Source organism: Micromonospora sp. NPDC047707 (assembly GCF_040704235.1).
Classification (GTDB): domain Bacteria; phylum Actinomycetota; class Actinomycetes; order Mycobacteriales; family Micromonosporaceae; genus Micromonospora.
Genome location: NZ_JBEYSU010000015.1, coordinates 1 through 17081 on the forward strand (window position 1 = coordinate 1; position 17081 = coordinate 17081).

A 17081-nucleotide genomic window follows, 5' to 3' on the forward strand; every position below is an offset into this window, starting at 1 on the left:
TGCGGGATCAGCGTGCCCTTGTCCGCCTTGTCGGCCAGCACCGTGGCGGCGACCGGCCTCGACTCCACCACGGGGGCGGCGTGAGCGGTGGCGGGACCGGCGAACACACCGGTGGCGAACGCCAGACCAGCAACACCCAGAACGCTCTTACGCAGCATCGTGTTCATGACCAAGCTCCATTCGGGGGATCGACACCACCACCACGAGGGGGATCACGGCGGGGTGCGAGCACCACTCAGGCACTCGAAAGACATCGGGGGATCCCGTCCAGGGCCCAGGGGGTGGACCTGCTCGACGGGGTAATCCAGGAACCGGCAACCCGGGGGATCCGCAGGCCACACCCTGCGGGGTGGGCGGCGCTCTCGTGGGGCCGGGACCAGATGTAACGACCGGGCGGCCGCCATCATTCCGGGGCCGCTCGCCCTGCCATCAAGGCGGGCGCTGCTCGATCGTCCAGGTGATGTAACGACCCCGTCCCCGCCACCATTCCACCCCCACGATGCCGCCCATCACACCCCCAAACCCGACAATCAGGCCACCACGTGACACCGATTCCGGATATACATTCCACAAGGTGCAGGTGACGCATCGAGATCAGGGAAGAATTCGGCCCCTCCAGGGGCCATACCCTTCCAAGATCTCGCCCCGGAACAGGGCCGAGCAGGCAGCACCGGCGGGCCACACCCCCACCGCAACCAACGACAAGTCGCCTATCCGACGTCCTGCCCCTGCGACCACGAACTGCGGTACAGCGTGCCGCGGCCGTGCGGGTCGGGTACGCCGTCGGCGGGCGGGACGGACGAGGGGAACTCGTCCTCGGGCCCGTTCGGCAGCACACCACCGGCCGTACGCGACCGGCGCACTCGCGTGACGACGAACCAGACGAGCCCCACCGCACAGGCGACGATGACGACCTTCTGAAGGGCGCCGGCGTACCCCTCGACGAGATGCCAGTTGTCCCCGAGCAGGTAGCCAGCCATGACGAACGTGGTGTTCCAGATCAGGCTGCCCAGCGTGGTGTAGACGGCGAAGGTCAGGATCGGCATCCGTTCCACGCCCGCCGGGATGGAGATCATGCTGCGGAAGATCGGGATCATCCGCCCGAAGAACACCGCCTTCACGCCGTGCCGGAGGAACCACTCCTCGGTGCGGTCCACGTCACTCAGCTTCACCAGCGGCAGCCGGGCGGCGATGGCCCGCATCCGCTCCCGCCCGAGCGCGGCCCCGATGTAGTACAGGGCCAGCGCGCCGAGCAGCGAGCCGAGCGTCGTCCAGAAGATCGCGCTGACCAGGCTCATCCGGCCCTGCCCGGCGACGAACCCGGCGAGCGGCAGGATCACCTCGCTGGGAATCGGCGGGAAGAGGTTCTCCAGGGCCACGGCCAGACCCGCGCCGGGCCCTCCGAGCCGTTCCACCAGGCCGGTGACGTACCCGACGAGGCCGTCCTGGGGTGGTGCGGCCTCCCCGGTGGCGGTGCCGGCGGCGAGCAGGGCGTGCGCGGTTCCAGACATGAGCTACACGCTACGAACCCATCCTGAGAGCCGGCCGAGCGGGCGGCCCCACTTCGGCGCGACCCGATTATCCTGCGGAGCCCCGGGAGAGGAGCCGCCCGAATGCCCGGGGCGTGGTCTTCCCGAGTTGTCCCTGACCGGCTACCACCTGGACGCGCCCGTCCTCGACCCCACCCACCCGGGCCGGCGCCCGGCTCACCGTCAACCGTCGCGCCGGGTGCCGCCGGTGTCGGCGAGCAGGGCGTCGAGCTGGGCGGCCACCGTCGGGTCGAGCTTGCCGTCCTCGACGGCCTTGTCGAGGCGCTCGCGCAGCTTCTCGACCCGCTCGGCCCGGTCCCGCGACCGGCCGCCCAGCTCGACGAGGTCCCTGCCCAGCTGCTCGGCGGTCTTGCGGTCGACGTCGCCCTGGGCGACCGCCAGCGCGAGCACCGCGGCGAACTCGGCGGCCACCTCGCGCAGGTTGACCGGCGCCGGTCCGGCGGTGGTGGGCGCGGCGCTGCTGGGTCTCGGCGCGGGCGAGCTGCTCGGCGCCTCGACCGGCACGGACCGTCCGGCGGTCGGGGCCTGGTCGCCCCGGTCGCCGAGGACCAGCACGGCGACGGTCGCGACGACCAGGGCGAGACCCGCGGCCACCAGGGCGGCGACCGGCCGGTCCGACCGTCGGGCGGGTGCCCGGGTCGGGGCGGGCGGCCGTGGCCCGGCACCGTCGGGGGTGGCCGGGCGCCGGTCGACCAGCGTCGGCGCGTGGGCGGGCGTCGACGCGGCGACGGACGGCAGGATCGCGGTCGGCGGGTTCGCGGGTGGGGCGGCGGGTCGCGTGGCACGCAGGTGGGCGGCGAGCTGCGCGGCGGTGGGCCGGCGGGCCGGATCGGCGGCGAGGCAGGCGAGCGTGAGCCGCGCGACGTCGGCCGGTAGCCCGGGTACGGCCGGTGGTGGCACGGTGGCGCCACGGGCGTGCACGTCGACCGCGTCCTCCCAGCTGTCCACGCGCAGGTGCGCCCGGCCGGTGAGCGTGCGGTAGAGCAGCGCGCCGAGGGCGTACACGTCGCTGGCCGGGTTCGGCGGGCCGGGCCGCATCCGCTCCGGGGCGAAGTACGCGGGCGTGCCCATCAGCAGCTCACCGGTCTGCCCGGCCAGGGGGTGGTCGGGGCCGGCCAGGGCGGCGATGCCGAAGTCGAGCACCTTCGCGCCGGTGGCGGTGAGCATGACGTTGCCGGGTTTGATGTCGCGGTGCACGACGCCGATCCGGTGGGCGTCGGCGAGCGCCGCGGCGACCTGCGCGGCCATCCGGACCGCCTCGGGCCAGGGCAGCGGGCCGGCGGCCAGCCGGTCGGCGAGGTTGTGCCCGTCCACCAGCTCCATCACCAGGTACGGCACGACGGCGCCACCGGCGAGGGACGCCTCGCCGTAGTCGTACACCTGGGTCACGTGCGGGTGGCTCAGCCGGGCGGCCGCGCGGGCCTCGCGCTGGATGGTGGCCCGGAGCTGGGGGTCGGCGGCCAGCTCGCCGGCGAGGGCCTTCACCGCCACCGGCCGGTGCAGCACCTCGTCGTGGGCGCGCCACACCTCGGACATCCCGCCGCGGCCGATGCGCTCGCGTAGGACGTACCGGTCGTGCAGCCGGAGGCTTGGCGTGAACGGCGACATAGGTCTCCAGTCTGCCTGCCCGACGGCGGGTAGGACCACCGACTACGCAGAGAGCCACGCCCGGTACCGACCGTGGTGACCGGATCATGCCCGAAGCACCAACTTCCGCTGGTCGCAAAACGCCGGTTCAGGAGCAACGGGGCGGAGCGGGCACCGGGGCGGGCTGGATGCGGTCGGCGAGCCGGCGCAGGGTGGCTGCGGCGGCCCGACGGGTGGAGGCGAGCCGTGGGGTGCGCGGCGGTTCGGGGCGGATCGGCGCGTCCGGTCGGGCGGAGGTGACGTGCCGCGTCACCGCGTCGACGGCGAGAACGAAACCGGTGGGCTGGTCCATGGGGTCAGCTCCTCGGGACGGGTCCGGTGGACGACCGGACGACGAGTGTGGTGGGCAGCAGGACCTGCCGGGCCCCGGGTTCCGCGGGCGGGTCGAGCAGCAGGCGGGCGGCGATGCGGCCCTTCTCCTCGGCGGGCTGCCGCACGGTGGTCAGCCCGGCGGCGGCCGCCTCGGGGACGTCGTCGAACCCCGTGACCGAGACCGGCGGGCCGCCGGCCAGCGCGTCGCGCGCGCCGAGGGCGAGGACGTCGGAGCAGGCCAGCACCGCCGTGGGCGACCGGTCGGCGGTACGCAGGGCGGCGACGGCGGCCGCGGCGGCGGCGCGGTCGTTGGCGGGGGCGGTGAGCACGGTCAGCTCCGGCCAGGCCACACCCACCTCGGCGAAGGCGTCGGCGAAGCCGGCGAGCCGTCCCCGTGTGGTCGGATGCGGGACCTCGGTCGCGGCGGCGAGCCGCAGCGGCCCGGCGGGTGCACCGGGCAGCACCGAGTCGCCGAGCAGGGCCACCCGCCGGTGCCCGAGGCGGGCCACGTGCCGGGCGATCTCCCGGGCGGCGGCGCGCTCGTCGATTCCGACGAAGCGGTCGTCGGGGCCGGCGGTGTCGGGGGGCGCGGTGGTCACGTACGGCACGCCGCGGCCCCGGATCGCGTCGATGGCCCAGCCCTCGTGGCCGGCGCAGTAGACGCAGAACCCGTCCACGGCGGCGTTCTCCACCGCCACCCGCGCGCCGGCCGGGTCGTCGGGCAACGGCACGAGCAGCAGGCTGGTGCCGCCCTGCTCGGCAGCCTCGGCGAGACCGGCGAGGAAGCGGACGGCGAACGGGTCGGTGAACGCGTACGACAGCCGGGACGTGAAGAGGACGCCGATCGCGCCCACGTACCCCCGTCGAAGCGAGCGGGCGGTGGGGTTGGGCCCCGGGTAGCCCAACTGCCGGGCGGTGGCCAGGATCCGCTCCCGCAGCGCCGAGGAGAGCTGGTCGGGCCGGCAGTACGCGTTGGAGACCGTGCTGCGGGACACCCCCACCGCGTCGGCCACGGCTTGCAGGGTCGGCTTCACCGGTCACCTCTGGATCGATTCAGACTGGATCGATCCAGAGAGTAGCCGGAAGCGTCGGCGTCGGTCAATGGGATGCGGGCGAACCGGCGCGCCACGGCCGCGCGCGGCCCCGGGGAGTTACCGCCCGGGCAGGTCGTCCAGGATCCGGCCGAGGATCTCCGGCGTGTGCTCCGGCGGCTCCGCCTCCCCGCGGAGCCGTTCCATCGCCGCCGCGTAGTTCTCGAGGTCGTCCCGTTTGTCCAGGTAGAGCGCGGTGGTGAGTTGCTCGATGTACACGACGTCCGGCAGGTCGTCCGCACCGAACCGCAGGATCGTGAACGCGCCTCCGGCGGCGGCGTGCCCGCCCGCGGCGAACGGAAGGATCTGGAGCCGGACGTTCGGCGCCCTGGTCGCCTCGATCAGTGCCGCCACCTGGTCGCGCAACACCCCCGGGCCGCCGATCGGCCGGCGCAACGCCGCCTCGTCCACGACCGCCCACAACTGGGGCGGGTCCTCCCGGCGCAGCACGCGCTGCCGCTGCATGCGCAGGGCGACCCGCCGGTCGATCTCCGCCGGCGTGGCGCGGCCGTGGCCGAGGAGCACCACGGCCCGCGCGTACGCTGGCGTCTGCAACAGGCCGGGCACGAACTGGACCTCGTACGTCCGGATCAGGGACGCGGCGGCCTCCAACCCCAGGTACGCCTGGAACCACGACGGCAGCACGTCGCCGTACCGGTGCCACCAGCCGGGGCTGTTCGCGTCCCGGGCGAGCTTGAGCAGCGCCTCCCGCTCCTGCGGCTCGGCGACCCCGTAGAGGGTGAGCAGGTCGGCGACGTCCCGCTCCTTGAAGCCGACCCGCCCGAGCTCCATCCGGCTGATCTTCGACTCCGAGGCGCGGATCTCCCAGCCGGCGCCCTCGCGGGTCACTCCGCTGGACTCGCGCAGCCGGCGCAACTGCGCGCCGAGCAGCATGCGCAGGACGGTGGGGCCGGTCGCCGGACCGCCCTCGGCGGGAACCATCGCCACTGCCGACCCTCCGCACGCCACCATGCCGTCGGGCGATCGAACCCGACCGGGGTGTAAGCATGCCATGGACGGTCAGTGAGGTGAATGGCTCCAGCGAGGCGAATCCGGCCCGGCCGCGGGACAGCGGGTCAGCGGATCAGGTGGTCGAAGTCGCCGTCGCGGGCGCCGAGCACGAAGGCCGCGATCTCGTCCACCGTGTAGATGAGGGCCGGCCCGTCGGGGTGCCGGGAGTTGCGGACCGCGATGCCCGCCCCGCCGGGCAGCTCGGCCAACTCCACGCAGTTGCCGCTGGGGTTGCTCCGTCGACTCTTCTGCCACCGCAACGGCGGCAGCTGGTTGGTGGGGAGGCCGTTCGGTGGCTGCTGCATGTACGTCTTTCTCTTCACGCACCGGCTCGCACCGGGGCCGGTGGAGGCGTCGCGAATGGACGGAGGGGTTTCCTGCACGTGCATCTGCTATTGCATCCGCATTGGACAGCGAGCATGATAACCGACGTGTGCGGTACCGAACCGCTCACGGACAGTCATCTCACCCTGGGCTGCCACCAGGGAAACACGGGGTGTCGGTGACCGCCGGCGGGGCCGGGGCGTCGGCGTGACGGGAGGGCTCGTGCCGGATCCGTTGACCATCGCGTCCGGCATCTGCGCCGCGGGAGCCCTCGTCTCGTCCTGGCAGTTGCACCGCCGGGCCATCCGAGCCGAAGCCGAGCTCGCCGTGCTGCAGGCCGAACTCGCGGCCGAGCGCCACGCGGCGAGCCACGACCCGCTGACCGGCCTGCCCAACCGGCGCGCCTTCCACCGGCTCGCCGCCGCGGTGCTGACCGGGGCGGCCGGCCGGCCCGTCATCGCCGTCGTCCTCGACCTCGACGACTTCAAGCAGATCAACGACCGGTACGGGCACGCCGTCGGAGACCAGGTGCTGGTCAGCGTCGCCCAGCGGTTCGCCGCCTTCGCCGGTGGCGATCCGGTCGCCCGGCTCGGCGGCGACGAGTTCGCCGGGCTGCTGACCACGCCGCGGGTGGACCGGCGGTGGATCGACCACGCCACCCGGCGACTCTGCGACATCCTCGCCGCGCCGATCCCCCTGCGCGGGCTGACCATCCGGGTGACGGCCTCGGTCGGCCTGGCGCCGGTCACCGGTCCGGGCCAGCTGACCGAGGCGCTGGACCAGGCCGACGCGGCGATGTACCGGGCGAAGGGCGTCGGGTCCGCCCGCCCGCGCCGCCAACTCGACGGCGCGGGCGCGACCGACCGCTGACCCGCCCGCTCCGTCACCTGCCCGGCCGCCGGGGGCACCGACGTGCCTGGGAGATGCCCTACCGCCAGCCGTAGCCGGCGCGCAGCGCCCGGGCCACCCGGTCGAAGCGTTCCCGGTCGAGCACCGCCCCCTCGCGACGGATGCTGTCCTCGCGCATGGTCAGCACCCGGTCCAGCCGCAGCCAGCTCGGACGGCCGGACCGGTCCCAACCACCCGCCCCGAGGGCCAGCCAGTGCCGCTGTCCGTCGCGGTCGTCCTGGCTGGAGAGCATCAGCCCGAACAACGTCCGGCTGTGCCGGCCCACCACCAGCACCGGACGGTCCTTGCCCTGGCGAGGGTCGTCCTCGTACGGCACCCAGGTCCAGACGATCTCCCCCGGGTCGGCGTGCCCGTCCAGCTCCGGGGCGTACGCGAGCTGGCGACGTTGCAGCGCGGCGACCTGGCGCCGACGCGCGACCTGGGCCGGGGCGGGGCCCGGTCGCCGCGGGGACGGGATGACGGTGCCGAGGCGCGCGGCCACGTTCCGGAGAAGACCTGCCACGGCCGGCAGCCTAACGCCTGCCCCTCCCGTCCCACGGCTGAGGGACATCGCACGGCTGAGGGAACACCGGCGCACCGAACTGGACGGGCACGCCGGCACCGGCCAGGATCGGGACCATGCCCGTCCCCGTACGCCCGCACTCCCCGTCCGGAACCCCGTCGTGACCGGGCTGCCGGACGACTACCCGGTCGTCGAGCGGCGCGCGGTACGGCTCGTGGTGCTCGACGTCGACGGACGGGTGCTGCTGTTCCACACCCGCGACCCGGCGCACCCGCGGCTGGGCACCTGGTGGGAGCTGCCGGGCGGCGGGATGGACCCCGGCGAGACGTACCTCGACACGGCCGTCCGGGAGCTGCGGGAGGAGACCGGCATAGCCGTCGCCCCCGCCCTGGTCGGGGCGCCGACCTGGCGTCGGCGGGCCAGCTTCCTGCACCGCCACCGCCGGCACCTCCAGGACGAGGTGGTCGTCCCGGTCCGGCTCGCCGTGCCGGGCCCGGACGTCGACGAGACGCACCGGCTCGCGTACGAGCGGGAGGACTACTTCGGCTTCCGGTGGTGGCCGGTGGCCGAGGTGACGGCCGGCGACGCGCGCTTCTACCCGGGACGGCTGCCCGACCTGCTTCCCCGCTTCCTGGCCGGCGAGCGCGTCGACGAGCCGTTCGAGCTCTGGTCGTGACGGAAACGGCCGACCACGGGCACAGTGGAGCGATGACCGACATTCCCGCCTGCGTGGCCCGGTACGCCGAACGGCTGCACAGCGCCCTCGGCGACGGCCACCACGTCGCCTCCCCGCTGGGCGCCTGGCTCCTGCTCGCCCTGATCGCACCCGCCGCCTCCGGCACCACCCGGACCGACCTGGAGGAGGTGCTCGGCACGGGCGCGGAGGCCGCCGCCGACGCCGCCCGTACGCTGCTGGCCGACCCGCACCCGCTGGTCGGCGCCGCGACCGGCCTCTGGCAGGCCGGCGGGGTCGACTCCCCCGGCCTGGCCTCCTGGCGGGCCGGCCTGCCACCGTCGACGCAGACCGGCCCCCTGCCCGACCAGGCCACCCTCGACGCCTGGGCGCGCGAGCACAGCCTCGGCCTGATCGAGCGCTTCCCGCTGAAGGTCCGGCCGGAGGTGCTGCTCGTGCTGGCCAGCGCGCTCGCCACCCGGGTGTCCTGGGCGGAGCCGTTCCAGGTGACCGGAGCGGAGGCGCTCGGCCGGGGCAGCGCCTGGGCCGGCCGGCTGCGGCGAGTCCTGCGCACTCCCGCGCACGGCCACCGCGCGTGGGTCGCGGCCACCGACCGGGCCGGGGACGTGATCGTGCACGCCGCACCCGCACGCCCTGCCGCCGAGGACGGACCGGGACTGCTGGTGGTCTCGGTGGCCGCGGCGGCCGACGTACCGCCCGGTGACGTCCTCGCCGCAGCCCACGAGCAGGCCGCCCACGCGCTCGACGGCGACGAGCCGGCCGGCCGGCGTTCGCTGTACGACCTGCCGCTGGGCGAGGCTCCGCTGTGGACGCTGCGGGAGGAGACGGTGCGCACGTTCGCGGTCCGGGAGGAGCGGGTCGCCGCGGTGCTGCCCTGCTGGTCGGCCGAGAGCCACCACGACCTTTCCGCGTCGGCGCTCGGTTTCCCGGCGGCCGCGAAGGCCTTCCGCGCGCTCCTGGCCCGGCCCGACCTCGGCTTCGAGGCGGCCCAGGCAGCCGCCGCCCGGTACGGCCGCTACGGGTTCGAGGCCGCCGCGGTCACCGGGTTCGCCATGACGGTCGCCCTGCCGCCGGAGGCGGTACGGCGCACCGCCGAGCTGCGCTTCGGCCACCCGTACGCGGCGGTCGCCGTCGCCACCGACGAGCGGTCCGGCACGCCCGGCCCGTGGCACGGCCTGCCGGTCTTCTCCGCCTGGGTCGCCGAGCCGGAGGACCTGCCCGAGGCCGACGCGGCCGACCCGCCGGACACCTGGTAGCCGCTGGTCAGCGTGGTGGCGACGGGGCCGGGACGGCGTGCGGGGGTCGCCGCGCGGCCCCGGGGTCACCAGTCCGGCGAGCGCGGGATCGGCTGCGTCATGCCGTCGAAGTCGCGGGGAAGCTGGGCCACCATGGCCCGGAACTCGTCGACCGTCACGGCGTCGCGCAGGGTGGCGAAGACGGCCGCCGTGCCGGTCCGGGCGGTCTCGTCGTCCACCCCGGCGCGCTCCCCCACCCGGCGCAGGAACTCCACCGGGCCGATGGCCGGCGGCCGATCGCCGGCGGGACTCGTGCCCGGCTCGGCGAGGTAGTCGCCCGCGTCGTCCGGCAGGTGTCCCGCCAGGTCGGCGGCCTCCCCACCGGTCATCCGTTCCACCATCGTCTGGAGCACCGCGCGGGCGACGGTGGCGGCCTGCTCGGTGGGCAGGCCCGCGCGGCGGGACACCGCGTCGACGAAGAGGGGAAACCGCACGGCCGCGCTTACCCGCCGCGCGACCGCACAAACCGACGGGACCGCGCCCGCCGGTGTGCCCGGCAGCGGGGCCGGCGGGCCCTACCCGTCGGCCAGGACGTCGAGCAGGAGGGCGGCGGTCCAGCCGAACGCCGGCGAGCCGAGGCCCGCGCCGGTGTCCGGATGGAAGTACTCGTGGCAGCCCGACCGCGCCACCAGCCCGATCATCGACCGGCGCAGGCCGGCGGCCAGGTCGGGCCGTCCGTGTGCGCGCAGCCCCCGGCGCAGCAGCCAGGCGAGGTTCAACCAGCTCGGGCCGCGCCAGTACCGCAGCGGCTCGAAGTCCGGCGCGGTGCGGTCGTGGCTGGGCAGCGGCCGCTCCATCCGGGGCGCGAGCCCGAACCGGGCCGAGCACGCCTCGGCGATGACGCTCGCCGCCGCCCGGGCCGGCAGGTCGGGCAGGCCCAGCGGCATCAGGCCGAGCGCCGTCCGCGCCGGGACCAGGCGGCCCGTGCGCAGGTCACGGGGGTGGAACAGGCCGGTGGTCGGGTCGTACAGCCGGCGGACGAGGGCCTCGGTGATCGCGGTCGCGCGGTCCCGGTGGGGGCCCGGGTCGGCGCCGACGACCGCCGCGATCCGGGCCAGGGCCTGCTCCGCGCCGCCCATCGCCGCGTTGAGCAGCGGACACTCCACCAGGAACGGATGCCGGTCGGCGAGGTCGTCGTCGCGGTACCGCAGCGCGCGGTAGGACGCGACGATCGCGATGTAGCGCGCGTAGTCCAGGTCCGTGGGGCGGTGCGCGGCGTCGGCGTGCGTGGTGTCGTGCCGGCGGTACGCGCGCATGAGGGCCGCGTCGACGCGTACCGCCGCCATCGGGGCGTCCCAGGCCGGGCTGTTGTCCAGACCGGACTCCCACGGGTGCACGATGCAGGCCAGCCCCCCGCCCCCGACGTCCCGGCGCGCGGCCAGGTACCGCTGCTGCGCCACCAGCCGCGGGTAGAGCCGGGCCAGCGCCGCCCGCGCCGCCTCGGACCGGTCCCGCCGGTACGCGAGCCAGGCGGCGAGCGCGTGCACCGGCGGCTGGATCAGGCCGGAGGTGGCGGCGGCCGGCGCGCCCTCGGCGAGCGCCGAGGCCCAGTGGTCCGGCCCGGGGAAGTACGCCCCGACCCGCACGGACGGGTTGAACACGATGTGCGGCACCCGGCCGTCGGCCCACTGGGCCCGGAACAGGCTGGCCAGCTCCCGCCAGGCGCGGGCCGGGCGGACGTGGGCCCAGCCGATCGCGATGAACGCCGAGTCCCAGCTCCACTGGTGCGGGTAGAGGGTGCGCGACGGCACGGTGTGGTCGTGCTCCCAGTTGCCGTCGAGGGTCGCCACGGCCAGCGCCCGAAGGTCGGCCGGGTCGGCGGTGACGGGTCCCGCCGGGGCGTCGTTGCGCACCGCGCCGGGCCCCGCGACCACACCGCCCGGCGTGCCGGCGCTCACGCCGCCGCTCGTTTCGGCTGGGCCAGCCGCAGCACCGTCGCGGCCTGTTGCAGCGCGCGGACCGGGTCGCCGCGCAGCCGGCACTCCAGCGCCAGCCAGCCGGGGTAGCCGATCTCGAGCAGGGTCCGCAGCAGCGCCGGCCAGTCCAGGTGGCCCGCGCCGGGCTGGCACCGGTTGGAGTCGCTGACCTGCACGTGCCCCAGGTACGGCGCGGCGGCGCGCAGCGCCGCGTGGACGTCGTCCTCCTCGATGTTCATGTGGAAGGTGTCGGCGACCACGCGCACCGAGGGCAGCCCGACGGCGGCGCAGAGGGCGACGGCCTCGTCGAGCCGGTTGACCATGTGGTCCTCGTACCGGTTGAGCGGCTCCAGGAAGAGGGTGACGCCTTCGGCGCGGGCGTGCTCGCCCAGCTCGCCCAGGGCGTCGAGGAGCACCTGCCGGTCGCCGGCCGGGGACCGGGGCGGCTCGAACGGCGGCAGCCGGCGGGAGAACATCCCCCACGCGGCCGGTGTCATCGCCCCGACGCCGCCCAGCTCAGCGATCACCGACAGCTGCGACCGGAGGTTGCGGACGGCGTCGCGGGATCGCCCGGGGTCGAAGTCGCCGATGAAGTGGTCCATCTCCACGCACACGGTGGGCATGACCACGCCGGCCGCGCGGGCCCGGCGGAGCTCGGGCAGCCGCCGGACAAAGGCGAGGTCGCCGCGCCCGCGCAGCTCGATGCCGTGGTAGCCGAGTGCGGTGGCGAGCGTGTACTTGCGGATCAGGTCGTCGCCCGGCAGGAGCTGCTCCTGGCAGGCCAGTGGGATCGTCGTCATGGTCGGAACCTCAGAACTACTTGGAGGACGTCACCGTCACCGCGGTCGAGCAGCGCGAGCGCGTCGGCCACCGCGCTCGCGTCGACGACGTGGCTCACCAGCGGCAGCGGATCGACGCTGCCCTCGGCCACCAGGTCCATGAACGTCTGGGTGACCCGCGCACCGGTCCACCGGCCGGCCATGCCGGGCGCCGGCGTCGGCCCGGAGACCTGGGCCGCCACCAACTGGATGCGGTTGTGGTGGAACTCCTCCCCCAGGCCGAGCGCGTCGGCCTGCCCCTGGTAGAAGCCGGCGGCCACGACGCGGCCGGCGTGGGTGGTGGCGCGGATGGCCTCGTGCAGCGCCGGGTACGCCCCGGACAGTTCGAGGCAGACGTCCGCGCCGCGCCCGCCGGTGGCCCGCCGGAGGACGGCGGCGGCGGAGTCGGCGGTGGCGTCCACGGCGAGCCGGGCACCGAGACGGGTGGCGTGCCCCAGGCGGGACGGCATCCGGTCCACCGCCACCACCCGGGCACCGGAGAGCACGGCGAGCCGGGTGGCGAGCAGGCCGATGACGCCCTGCCCGAAGACGCCCACCCAGTCCCCCAGGTGCAGGTCGCCGGCCAGGACGGCGGTGAGCGCGATCGCGCCGGGGCGGGCGAAGACGGCGGCGAGGGGGTCGAGCCCGGCCGGCAGCGGCTGCACGGTGTCGGCGGGCACGACCGCCTCCGCCCGGTGTCCCCAGATGCCCCAGACCACCTGTCCGGGCTGCCGGCCGGCCACGTCGGCGGCCACCTCGACGATCTCGCCGACCTCCTCGTAGCCGAAGCCCACCAGCGGATACGGCACGACGGCCTGCCGGGGGACGAACATCCGCGTGACGTCGTCCCAGTCCTTGCTCAGGCGCGGATTGCTGCCGCGGTAGAGGGTGAGCTCGGTGCCGGCGGAGATGCCGGAGTAGCAGGTGCGGACGCGCACCTGACCGGGACCGAGCGGATCCGGGGGGCAGGGCTGGAGGCTGATCTGTCGCGGCCCGGCCAGAGAGACAACCCAGTTGACCATGAGTCACATCCCGGTAGCACTGGGTTCCATCGTAGGCAAAATTTCGTTATATGTCTTGTCATTGATCAATCGAAGGGGTTGAATCCGTCATGTACCCTTCGAGAGGAGTGCCACCGATGCCAGCACCTCCGATGCGGACACTCGCCGCCACCCTGATCATGGCACTCGCCGGGGCCAGCCTGCTGTCCTGCGGCGACAACGAGTCCGAAACGGACAGCAGGAAGATCACCGTGTGGAGCCTGGAGGACGTGGCCGACCGGGTCACCGCCACCAAGGCGATCGTCGCCGACTTCACCGAGCAGACCGGGATCACCGTCGAGCTCGTCACCGTCAACGAGGACCAGTTCCCCGCACTGATCGCCTCCAGCGCCGCCGCCGGGGAGCTGCCCGACGTGGTCGGGTCGGTGTCGCTGGCCGGCGTACGGACCCTCGCCGGCAACGAACTGCTGCACGCGGACGCGAACAAGGAGGTCGTCGACAAGCTCGGGCGGGACACCTTCTCGCCCCGCGCCCTGGAACTGACCTCCGAGGACAGCCGGCAGCTCGCCGTGCCCAGCGACGGCTGGGGCCAGTTGCTGGTCTACCGCAAGGACCTCTTCGACGCCGCCGGCCTGCCTGTCCCCGACACGTACGAGAAGATCGCCGCCGCGGCGGCGAAGCTGAACACCGGCGGGGTCGCCGGCATCACCGCCGCGACCGCCCCCGGCGACGTCTTCACCCAGCAGACCTTCGAGCACCTCGCACTGGCCAACAACTGCCAACTCACCGACGACTCCGGCGCGGTGAAGCTGAACACCCCGGAGTGCGTGGAGGCGTTCCGCTTCTACGGCGACCTGATGCGGAACCACTCGGTCAAGGGCGCGCAGGACGTGGACACCACCCGCGCCACGTACTTCGCCGGCAGGGCGGCCATGCTGATCTGGTCGCCGTTCATCCTCGACGAGCTGGCCGGCCTGCGGAACGACGCCCGGCCGACCTGCCCGCAGTGCGCCTCCGACCCGACGTTCCTCGCGAAGAGCAGCGGCTTCGTCACCGCCATCAAGGGCCCGAACGGCGCCGAGCCGGCGCAGTACGGCGAGATCACCTCCTGGGCGGTGCTCGACGGCGCCGCCGACGACCCGGCGAAGTCCTTCGTGGAGCACATGCTGGACGACGCCTACCCCCGCTGGTTCGGGATGTCCCCGGAGGGGCGCTTCCCGGTGCGCAAGGGCACCGCGGCGGAGCCGGAGAAGTTCCTCACCGCCTGGAACACCAGCCAGGCCGGGGTCGACGCGAAGAAGCCGCTCGCCGAGGTCTACGGCGAGGAGGTGCTCGCCACCCTGCGCCGCAGCCCGGACACGTTCCAGCGGTGGGGCCTCACCCAGGGCCAGGGCAAGCTGGTCGGCGCGATCCTCGGGGAACTGCCCGTGCCGAAGGCACTCGCCGACGTCGTCTCCGGGAAGTCCGACGCCGCCGCGGCGGCCGGGCGGGCGCAGCAGGACGTGGAGGCCATCAAGGCGGGCGTCAATTGACGACCGCGGCACCGGACACCGGCCGCTCCCCCACCCGGGAGCGGCCGGTCCCGGCCCGCCGCCGGGGGCCGGTCACGCTCCGGCAGCGCGAGTCCCGCGCCGGGCTCGCGCTGGTCGCGCCCACCGTGCTCGTCGTGGTCGCGGTGATCGGCATCCCGATCGTCTGGACGGTGGTCCTGGCCTTCCAGCGGGTACGCCTGGCCACGCTGCGCCGCACCGGCCTGTTCGGCGAGTTCACCCTCGCCAACGTCGAACGCGTGCTCAACACCCCCGGATTCGCCGACACGCTCTGGACCACGCTGGTCTACAGCCTGGGCAGCACAGCCGGCTCGATCGTGCTCGGCCTCGTCTCGGCGCTGGTGGTGCGCCGGCCGTTCCGGGGCCGCACCCTGGTCCGCGCCTCGATGCTGCTGCCGTACGTGGCACCGGTGGTCGCGGTGACCTTCGTCTGGCAGGTGATGCTCGACCCGCAGCTCGGCATCGTCAACAACTGGGGGCAGCGGTTCCTCGGCTGGGACGCGCCGGTCCCGTTCCTGTCCCAGGAGTCGACCGCGCTGGCCACCGTCATCGCGTTCGAGGCGTGGCGGTACTTTCCCTTCGCGTTCCTGTTCCTGCTCGCCCGGCTCCAGGCGGTGCCCGGTGAGCTGGAGGAGGCGGCGCTCGTCGACGGGGCCACGCCGACCCAGCGGTTCCGGCACATCCTGCTGCCGCAACTGCTCCCGGTGATCGCCCTGCTGGGCGTGCTGCGCTTCATCATGACGTTCAACAAGTTCGACGACGTCTACCTGCTCACCGGGGGCGCGGCCGGCACCGAGGTGGTCAGCGTCCGGGTCTACGAGTTCCTGACCGCGCGTACCGACATCGGCGCCGCCGCCGCGCAGGCGGTGGTGTTGGCCGTCGTGCTCATCCTGTTCGTCGTCGTCTACCTGCGCTTCTTTGGCGGACGGAGGGCCGACTGATGGACCGGGACCGGATCGAGACGGTGAGCCTGCGCTGGCTGCGCCGGCTCGTGATCGCGCTGTTCCTGCTGGTCACGGCCTTCCCCTTCTACTACATGCTGGTGCTCTCGGTACGCCCCATCGAGCGCCTCCTGCTCGACCCCGGCTCGCTGATGGTGGGGCTGGGCGAGCTGACCGTCACCACGTACACCGAGGTGTTGAAGGCCGCCGAGGACGGCGGCCAGGGCTTCCTCACGTTCATGCGCAACAGCGGGCTGGTCGCCGTCGCGGCGACCCTGCTCACCCTGCTGGTGGCGATCCCGGGCGCGTACGCCGTCTCCCGGCTGCGGTTCTTCGGCCGCCGGCAGGTCCACTTCCTGTTCCTGGCGGTCTACCTGTTCCCGTCGATCGTCATCGCCATCCCGCTGTTCGTGGTCTTCACCCGGGCCGGGCTGCGCGGCTCGCTGCTCGGGCTGATCCTGGTCTACATCTCGCAGACGCTGCCGGTCTCGGTCTACATGTTGAAGAACTACTTCGAGACCATCCCGGTGAGCCTGGAGGAGTCCGCCGCCCTCGACGGTGCGGGACGGCTCGGCATCATCCGGCGGATCAGCCTTCCCCTCGCCGCTCCGTCGATCATGGCGGTCGCGCTCTACGACTTCATGATCGCCTGGAACGAGTTCCTCTTCGCCCTGCTCTTCCTCGTCGACAAGCCCGACCGGTGGACGGTGTCGCTCGGGCTGGCGCAGCTCGCCGACGGGGTGGAGGTCCCCAAGACCGTGCTCATGGCCGGCTCGGTCATCCTCACCCTGCCCATCGTGATTATCTTCTTCGCCAGCGAACGGCTGCTCACCGAGGGCCTGACCAGCGGCGCGGAGAAGGGCTGACCGCGGGGTGGGTGCCGCCGGGGAGCCGTTAACGTGGCGGCATGGGGAAGCCGACGCGCTGGATGACCGAGACCGGCCCGGAGCACTCGCAGTGGTACATCGACCGGTTCCGCCGACTCGCCGCGGAGGGCGTGGACCTCGCCGGGGAGGCCCGACTGGTCGACACCCTGGTGCCGCCCGGCTCCCGGATCCTCGACGCCGGCTGCGGCACCGGCCGGGTGGGCGCCGCGCTGGCCGCGCGCGGCCACACCGTGATCGGCGTCGACGCCGACCCGGCCCTGGTCGAGGCGGCCCGGGCGGACCACCCCGGCCCCCGGTGGCTCGTCGCCGACCTGGCCGACCTCGACCTGACCGCCGCCGGGGAGCCGGAGCCGTTCGACGCGGCCGTGGTCGCCGGCAACGTGATGGCCTTCGTCGCGCCCGGCACCGAGCCGGCGGTGCTCCGGCGGATCGCGGCGCACCTGCGACCGGACGGTGTGGTGGCGGTCGGCTTCGGCCTCGACCGGGGCTACCGGCTGGCCGATTTCGACGACGACGCGACCGCCGCCGGGCTGCGCCGCGAGCACCGCTTCGCCACCTGGGACCTGCGCCCCTGGCGGGAGGAGAGCGACTTCGCGGTCACCATCCTCCGCCGCCCGGCCGGCTGAGAACGCC

General features: G+C 74.2%; 18 protein-coding genes. 7 read left to right on the forward strand and 11 right to left on the reverse strand.

All coding sequences use genetic code 11. The features are described 5' to 3' along the window. Nucleotides 1-710: 710 nt before the first annotated feature. The 6 genes from AB0873_RS17900 to AB0873_RS17925 form a co-directional block, all read right to left on the reverse strand. Nucleotides 711-1511 (reverse strand): DedA family protein, encoded by an 801-nt coding sequence (locus AB0873_RS17900; protein WP_366600822.1) that lies wholly within the window; start codon nt 1509-1511, stop codon nt 711-713. A gap of 201 nt (nt 1512-1712) precedes the next feature. Next, nucleotides 1713-3158 (reverse strand): serine/threonine-protein kinase, encoded by a 1446-nt coding sequence (locus AB0873_RS17905; RefSeq protein ID WP_366600823.1) that lies wholly within the window; start codon nt 3156-3158, stop codon nt 1713-1715. 127 nt (nt 3159-3285) lie between these two features. Next, a complete protein-coding gene (locus AB0873_RS17910) occupies nt 3286-3489 on the reverse strand; it encodes a hypothetical protein (RefSeq protein WP_366600824.1) in 204 nt (67 codons plus the stop codon). A 4-nt stretch (nt 3490-3493) separates the two neighbouring features. Next, nucleotides 3494-4543 carry a LacI family DNA-binding transcriptional regulator gene (locus AB0873_RS17915; RefSeq protein WP_366600825.1) on the reverse strand — a complete coding sequence of 350 codons (1050 nt, stop codon included), beginning with the start codon at nt 4541-4543 and terminating at the stop codon, nt 3494-3496. 117 nt (nt 4544-4660) lie between these two features. Beyond that, entirely contained in the window at nt 4661-5548 is an 888-nt protein-coding gene (locus AB0873_RS17920; protein ID WP_366600826.1) for a helix-turn-helix transcriptional regulator, read from the reverse strand. 128 nt (nt 5549-5676) lie between these two features. Next, nucleotides 5677-5916, reverse strand: a complete 240-nt coding sequence (locus tag AB0873_RS17925) for a DUF397 domain-containing protein (protein ID WP_155332512.1) — start codon at nt 5914-5916, stop codon at nt 5677-5679. A gap of 241 nt (nt 5917-6157) precedes the next feature. Here AB0873_RS17925 and AB0873_RS17930 point away from each other — a divergent pair, with 241 nt between their 5' ends. Continuing rightward, nucleotides 6158-6805 carry a GGDEF domain-containing protein gene (locus AB0873_RS17930; protein ID WP_366600827.1) on the forward strand — a complete coding sequence of 216 codons (648 nt, stop codon included), beginning with the start codon at nt 6158-6160 and terminating at the stop codon, nt 6803-6805. A 58-nt stretch (nt 6806-6863) separates the two neighbouring features. Here the strand turns inward: AB0873_RS17930 and AB0873_RS17935 are convergent, their stop codons facing one another. Continuing rightward, nucleotides 6864-7346 (reverse strand): type II toxin-antitoxin system PemK/MazF family toxin, encoded by a 483-nt coding sequence (locus tag AB0873_RS17935; protein WP_366600828.1) that lies wholly within the window; start codon nt 7344-7346, stop codon nt 6864-6866. 160 nt (nt 7347-7506) lie between these two features. On the opposite strand from AB0873_RS17935, the gene AB0873_RS17940 reads away from it, so the two are divergent. Together AB0873_RS17940 and AB0873_RS17945 are read left to right on the forward strand one after the other, a co-directional pair. Further along, nucleotides 7507-8022 carry an NUDIX domain-containing protein gene (locus AB0873_RS17940; RefSeq protein WP_366600829.1) on the forward strand — a complete coding sequence of 172 codons (516 nt, stop codon included), beginning with the start codon at nt 7507-7509 and terminating at the stop codon, nt 8020-8022. Between the two features lie 32 nt (nt 8023-8054). After that, complete coding sequence (locus AB0873_RS17945) at nt 8055-9296, forward strand: hypothetical protein (protein ID WP_366600830.1); 1242 nt, start codon at nt 8055-8057, stop codon at nt 9294-9296. A gap of 65 nt (nt 9297-9361) precedes the next feature. Here AB0873_RS17945 and AB0873_RS17950 read toward each other — a convergent pair whose 3' ends face one another. The 4 genes from AB0873_RS17950 to AB0873_RS17965 form a co-directional block, all read right to left on the reverse strand. Continuing rightward, nucleotides 9362-9769 carry a DUF2267 domain-containing protein gene (locus AB0873_RS17950; RefSeq protein ID WP_366600831.1) on the reverse strand — a complete coding sequence of 136 codons (408 nt, stop codon included), beginning with the start codon at nt 9767-9769 and terminating at the stop codon, nt 9362-9364. Between the two features lie 81 nt (nt 9770-9850). Then, on the reverse strand, nt 9851-11188 hold the full coding sequence (locus AB0873_RS17955) for a hypothetical protein (protein ID WP_366600931.1): 1338 nt from the start codon (nt 11186-11188) through the stop codon (nt 9851-9853). Between the two features lie 41 nt (nt 11189-11229). Beyond that, nucleotides 11230-12051, reverse strand: coding sequence for a sugar phosphate isomerase/epimerase family protein (locus tag AB0873_RS17960; RefSeq protein WP_366600832.1), 822 nt, complete (start codon nt 12049-12051; stop codon nt 11230-11232). Further along, nucleotides 12048-13091, reverse strand: coding sequence for a zinc-binding dehydrogenase (locus AB0873_RS17965; protein WP_366600833.1), 1044 nt, complete (start codon nt 13089-13091; stop codon nt 12048-12050). Before AB0873_RS17965 ends, AB0873_RS17960 begins: the two co-directional genes overlap by 4 nt. A 116-nt stretch (nt 13092-13207) precedes the next feature. On the opposite strand from AB0873_RS17965, the gene AB0873_RS17970 reads away from it, so the two are divergent. From AB0873_RS17970 to AB0873_RS17985, 4 genes are read left to right on the forward strand one after another with little or no spacing between them, the layout of a single operon-like run. Beyond that, nucleotides 13208-14602: an extracellular solute-binding protein gene (locus AB0873_RS17970; protein ID WP_366600834.1), complete on the forward strand. Its 1395-nt coding sequence runs from the start codon at nt 13208-13210 to the stop codon at nt 14600-14602. After that, nucleotides 14599-15561 (forward strand): sugar ABC transporter permease, encoded by a 963-nt coding sequence (locus AB0873_RS17975; protein ID WP_366600835.1) that lies wholly within the window; start codon nt 14599-14601, stop codon nt 15559-15561. Before AB0873_RS17970 ends, AB0873_RS17975 begins: the two co-directional genes overlap by 4 nt. Then, the gene (locus AB0873_RS17980; RefSeq protein WP_366600836.1) at nt 15561-16427 is read left to right on the forward strand and encodes a carbohydrate ABC transporter permease; all 867 of its coding nucleotides are present in this window, start codon (nt 15561-15563) and stop codon (nt 16425-16427) included. The genes AB0873_RS17975 and AB0873_RS17980 overlap by 1 nt, the downstream gene beginning before the upstream one ends. Before the next feature lie 41 nt (nt 16428-16468). Next, nucleotides 16469-17074, forward strand: a complete 606-nt coding sequence (locus AB0873_RS17985) for a class I SAM-dependent methyltransferase (RefSeq protein ID WP_155332523.1) — start codon at nt 16469-16471, stop codon at nt 17072-17074. Nucleotides 17075-17081: the final 7 nt, after the last annotated feature.

Coding starts and splice junctions, on each gene's coding strand:
- AB0873_RS17965 (WP_366600833.1), bottom strand. CDS start 13,091: ATGGTCAACTGGGTTGTCTCTCTGGCCGGGCCGCGACAGATCAGCCTC.
- AB0873_RS17945 (WP_366600830.1), top strand. CDS start 8,055: ATGACCGACATTCCCGCCTGCGTGGCCCGGTACGCCGAACGGCTGCAC.
- AB0873_RS17980 (WP_366600836.1), top strand. CDS start 15,561: ATGGACCGGGACCGGATCGAGACGGTGAGCCTGCGCTGGCTGCGCCGG.
- AB0873_RS17900 (WP_366600822.1), bottom strand. CDS start 1,511: ATGTCTGGAACCGCGCACGCCCTGCTCGCCGCCGGCACCGCCACCGGG.
- AB0873_RS17925 (WP_155332512.1), bottom strand. CDS start 5,916: ATGCAGCAGCCACCGAACGGCCTCCCCACCAACCAGCTGCCGCCGTTG.
- AB0873_RS17960 (WP_366600832.1), bottom strand. CDS start 12,051: ATGACGACGATCCCACTGGCCTGCCAGGAGCAGCTCCTGCCGGGCGAC.
- AB0873_RS17910 (WP_366600824.1), bottom strand. CDS start 3,489: ATGGACCAGCCCACCGGTTTCGTTCTCGCCGTCGACGCGGTGACGCGG.
- AB0873_RS17985 (WP_155332523.1), top strand. CDS start 16,469: ATGGGGAAGCCGACGCGCTGGATGACCGAGACCGGCCCGGAGCACTCG.
- AB0873_RS17905 (WP_366600823.1), bottom strand. CDS start 3,158: ATGTCGCCGTTCACGCCAAGCCTCCGGCTGCACGACCGGTACGTCCTA.
- AB0873_RS17970 (WP_366600834.1), top strand. CDS start 13,208: ATGCCAGCACCTCCGATGCGGACACTCGCCGCCACCCTGATCATGGCA.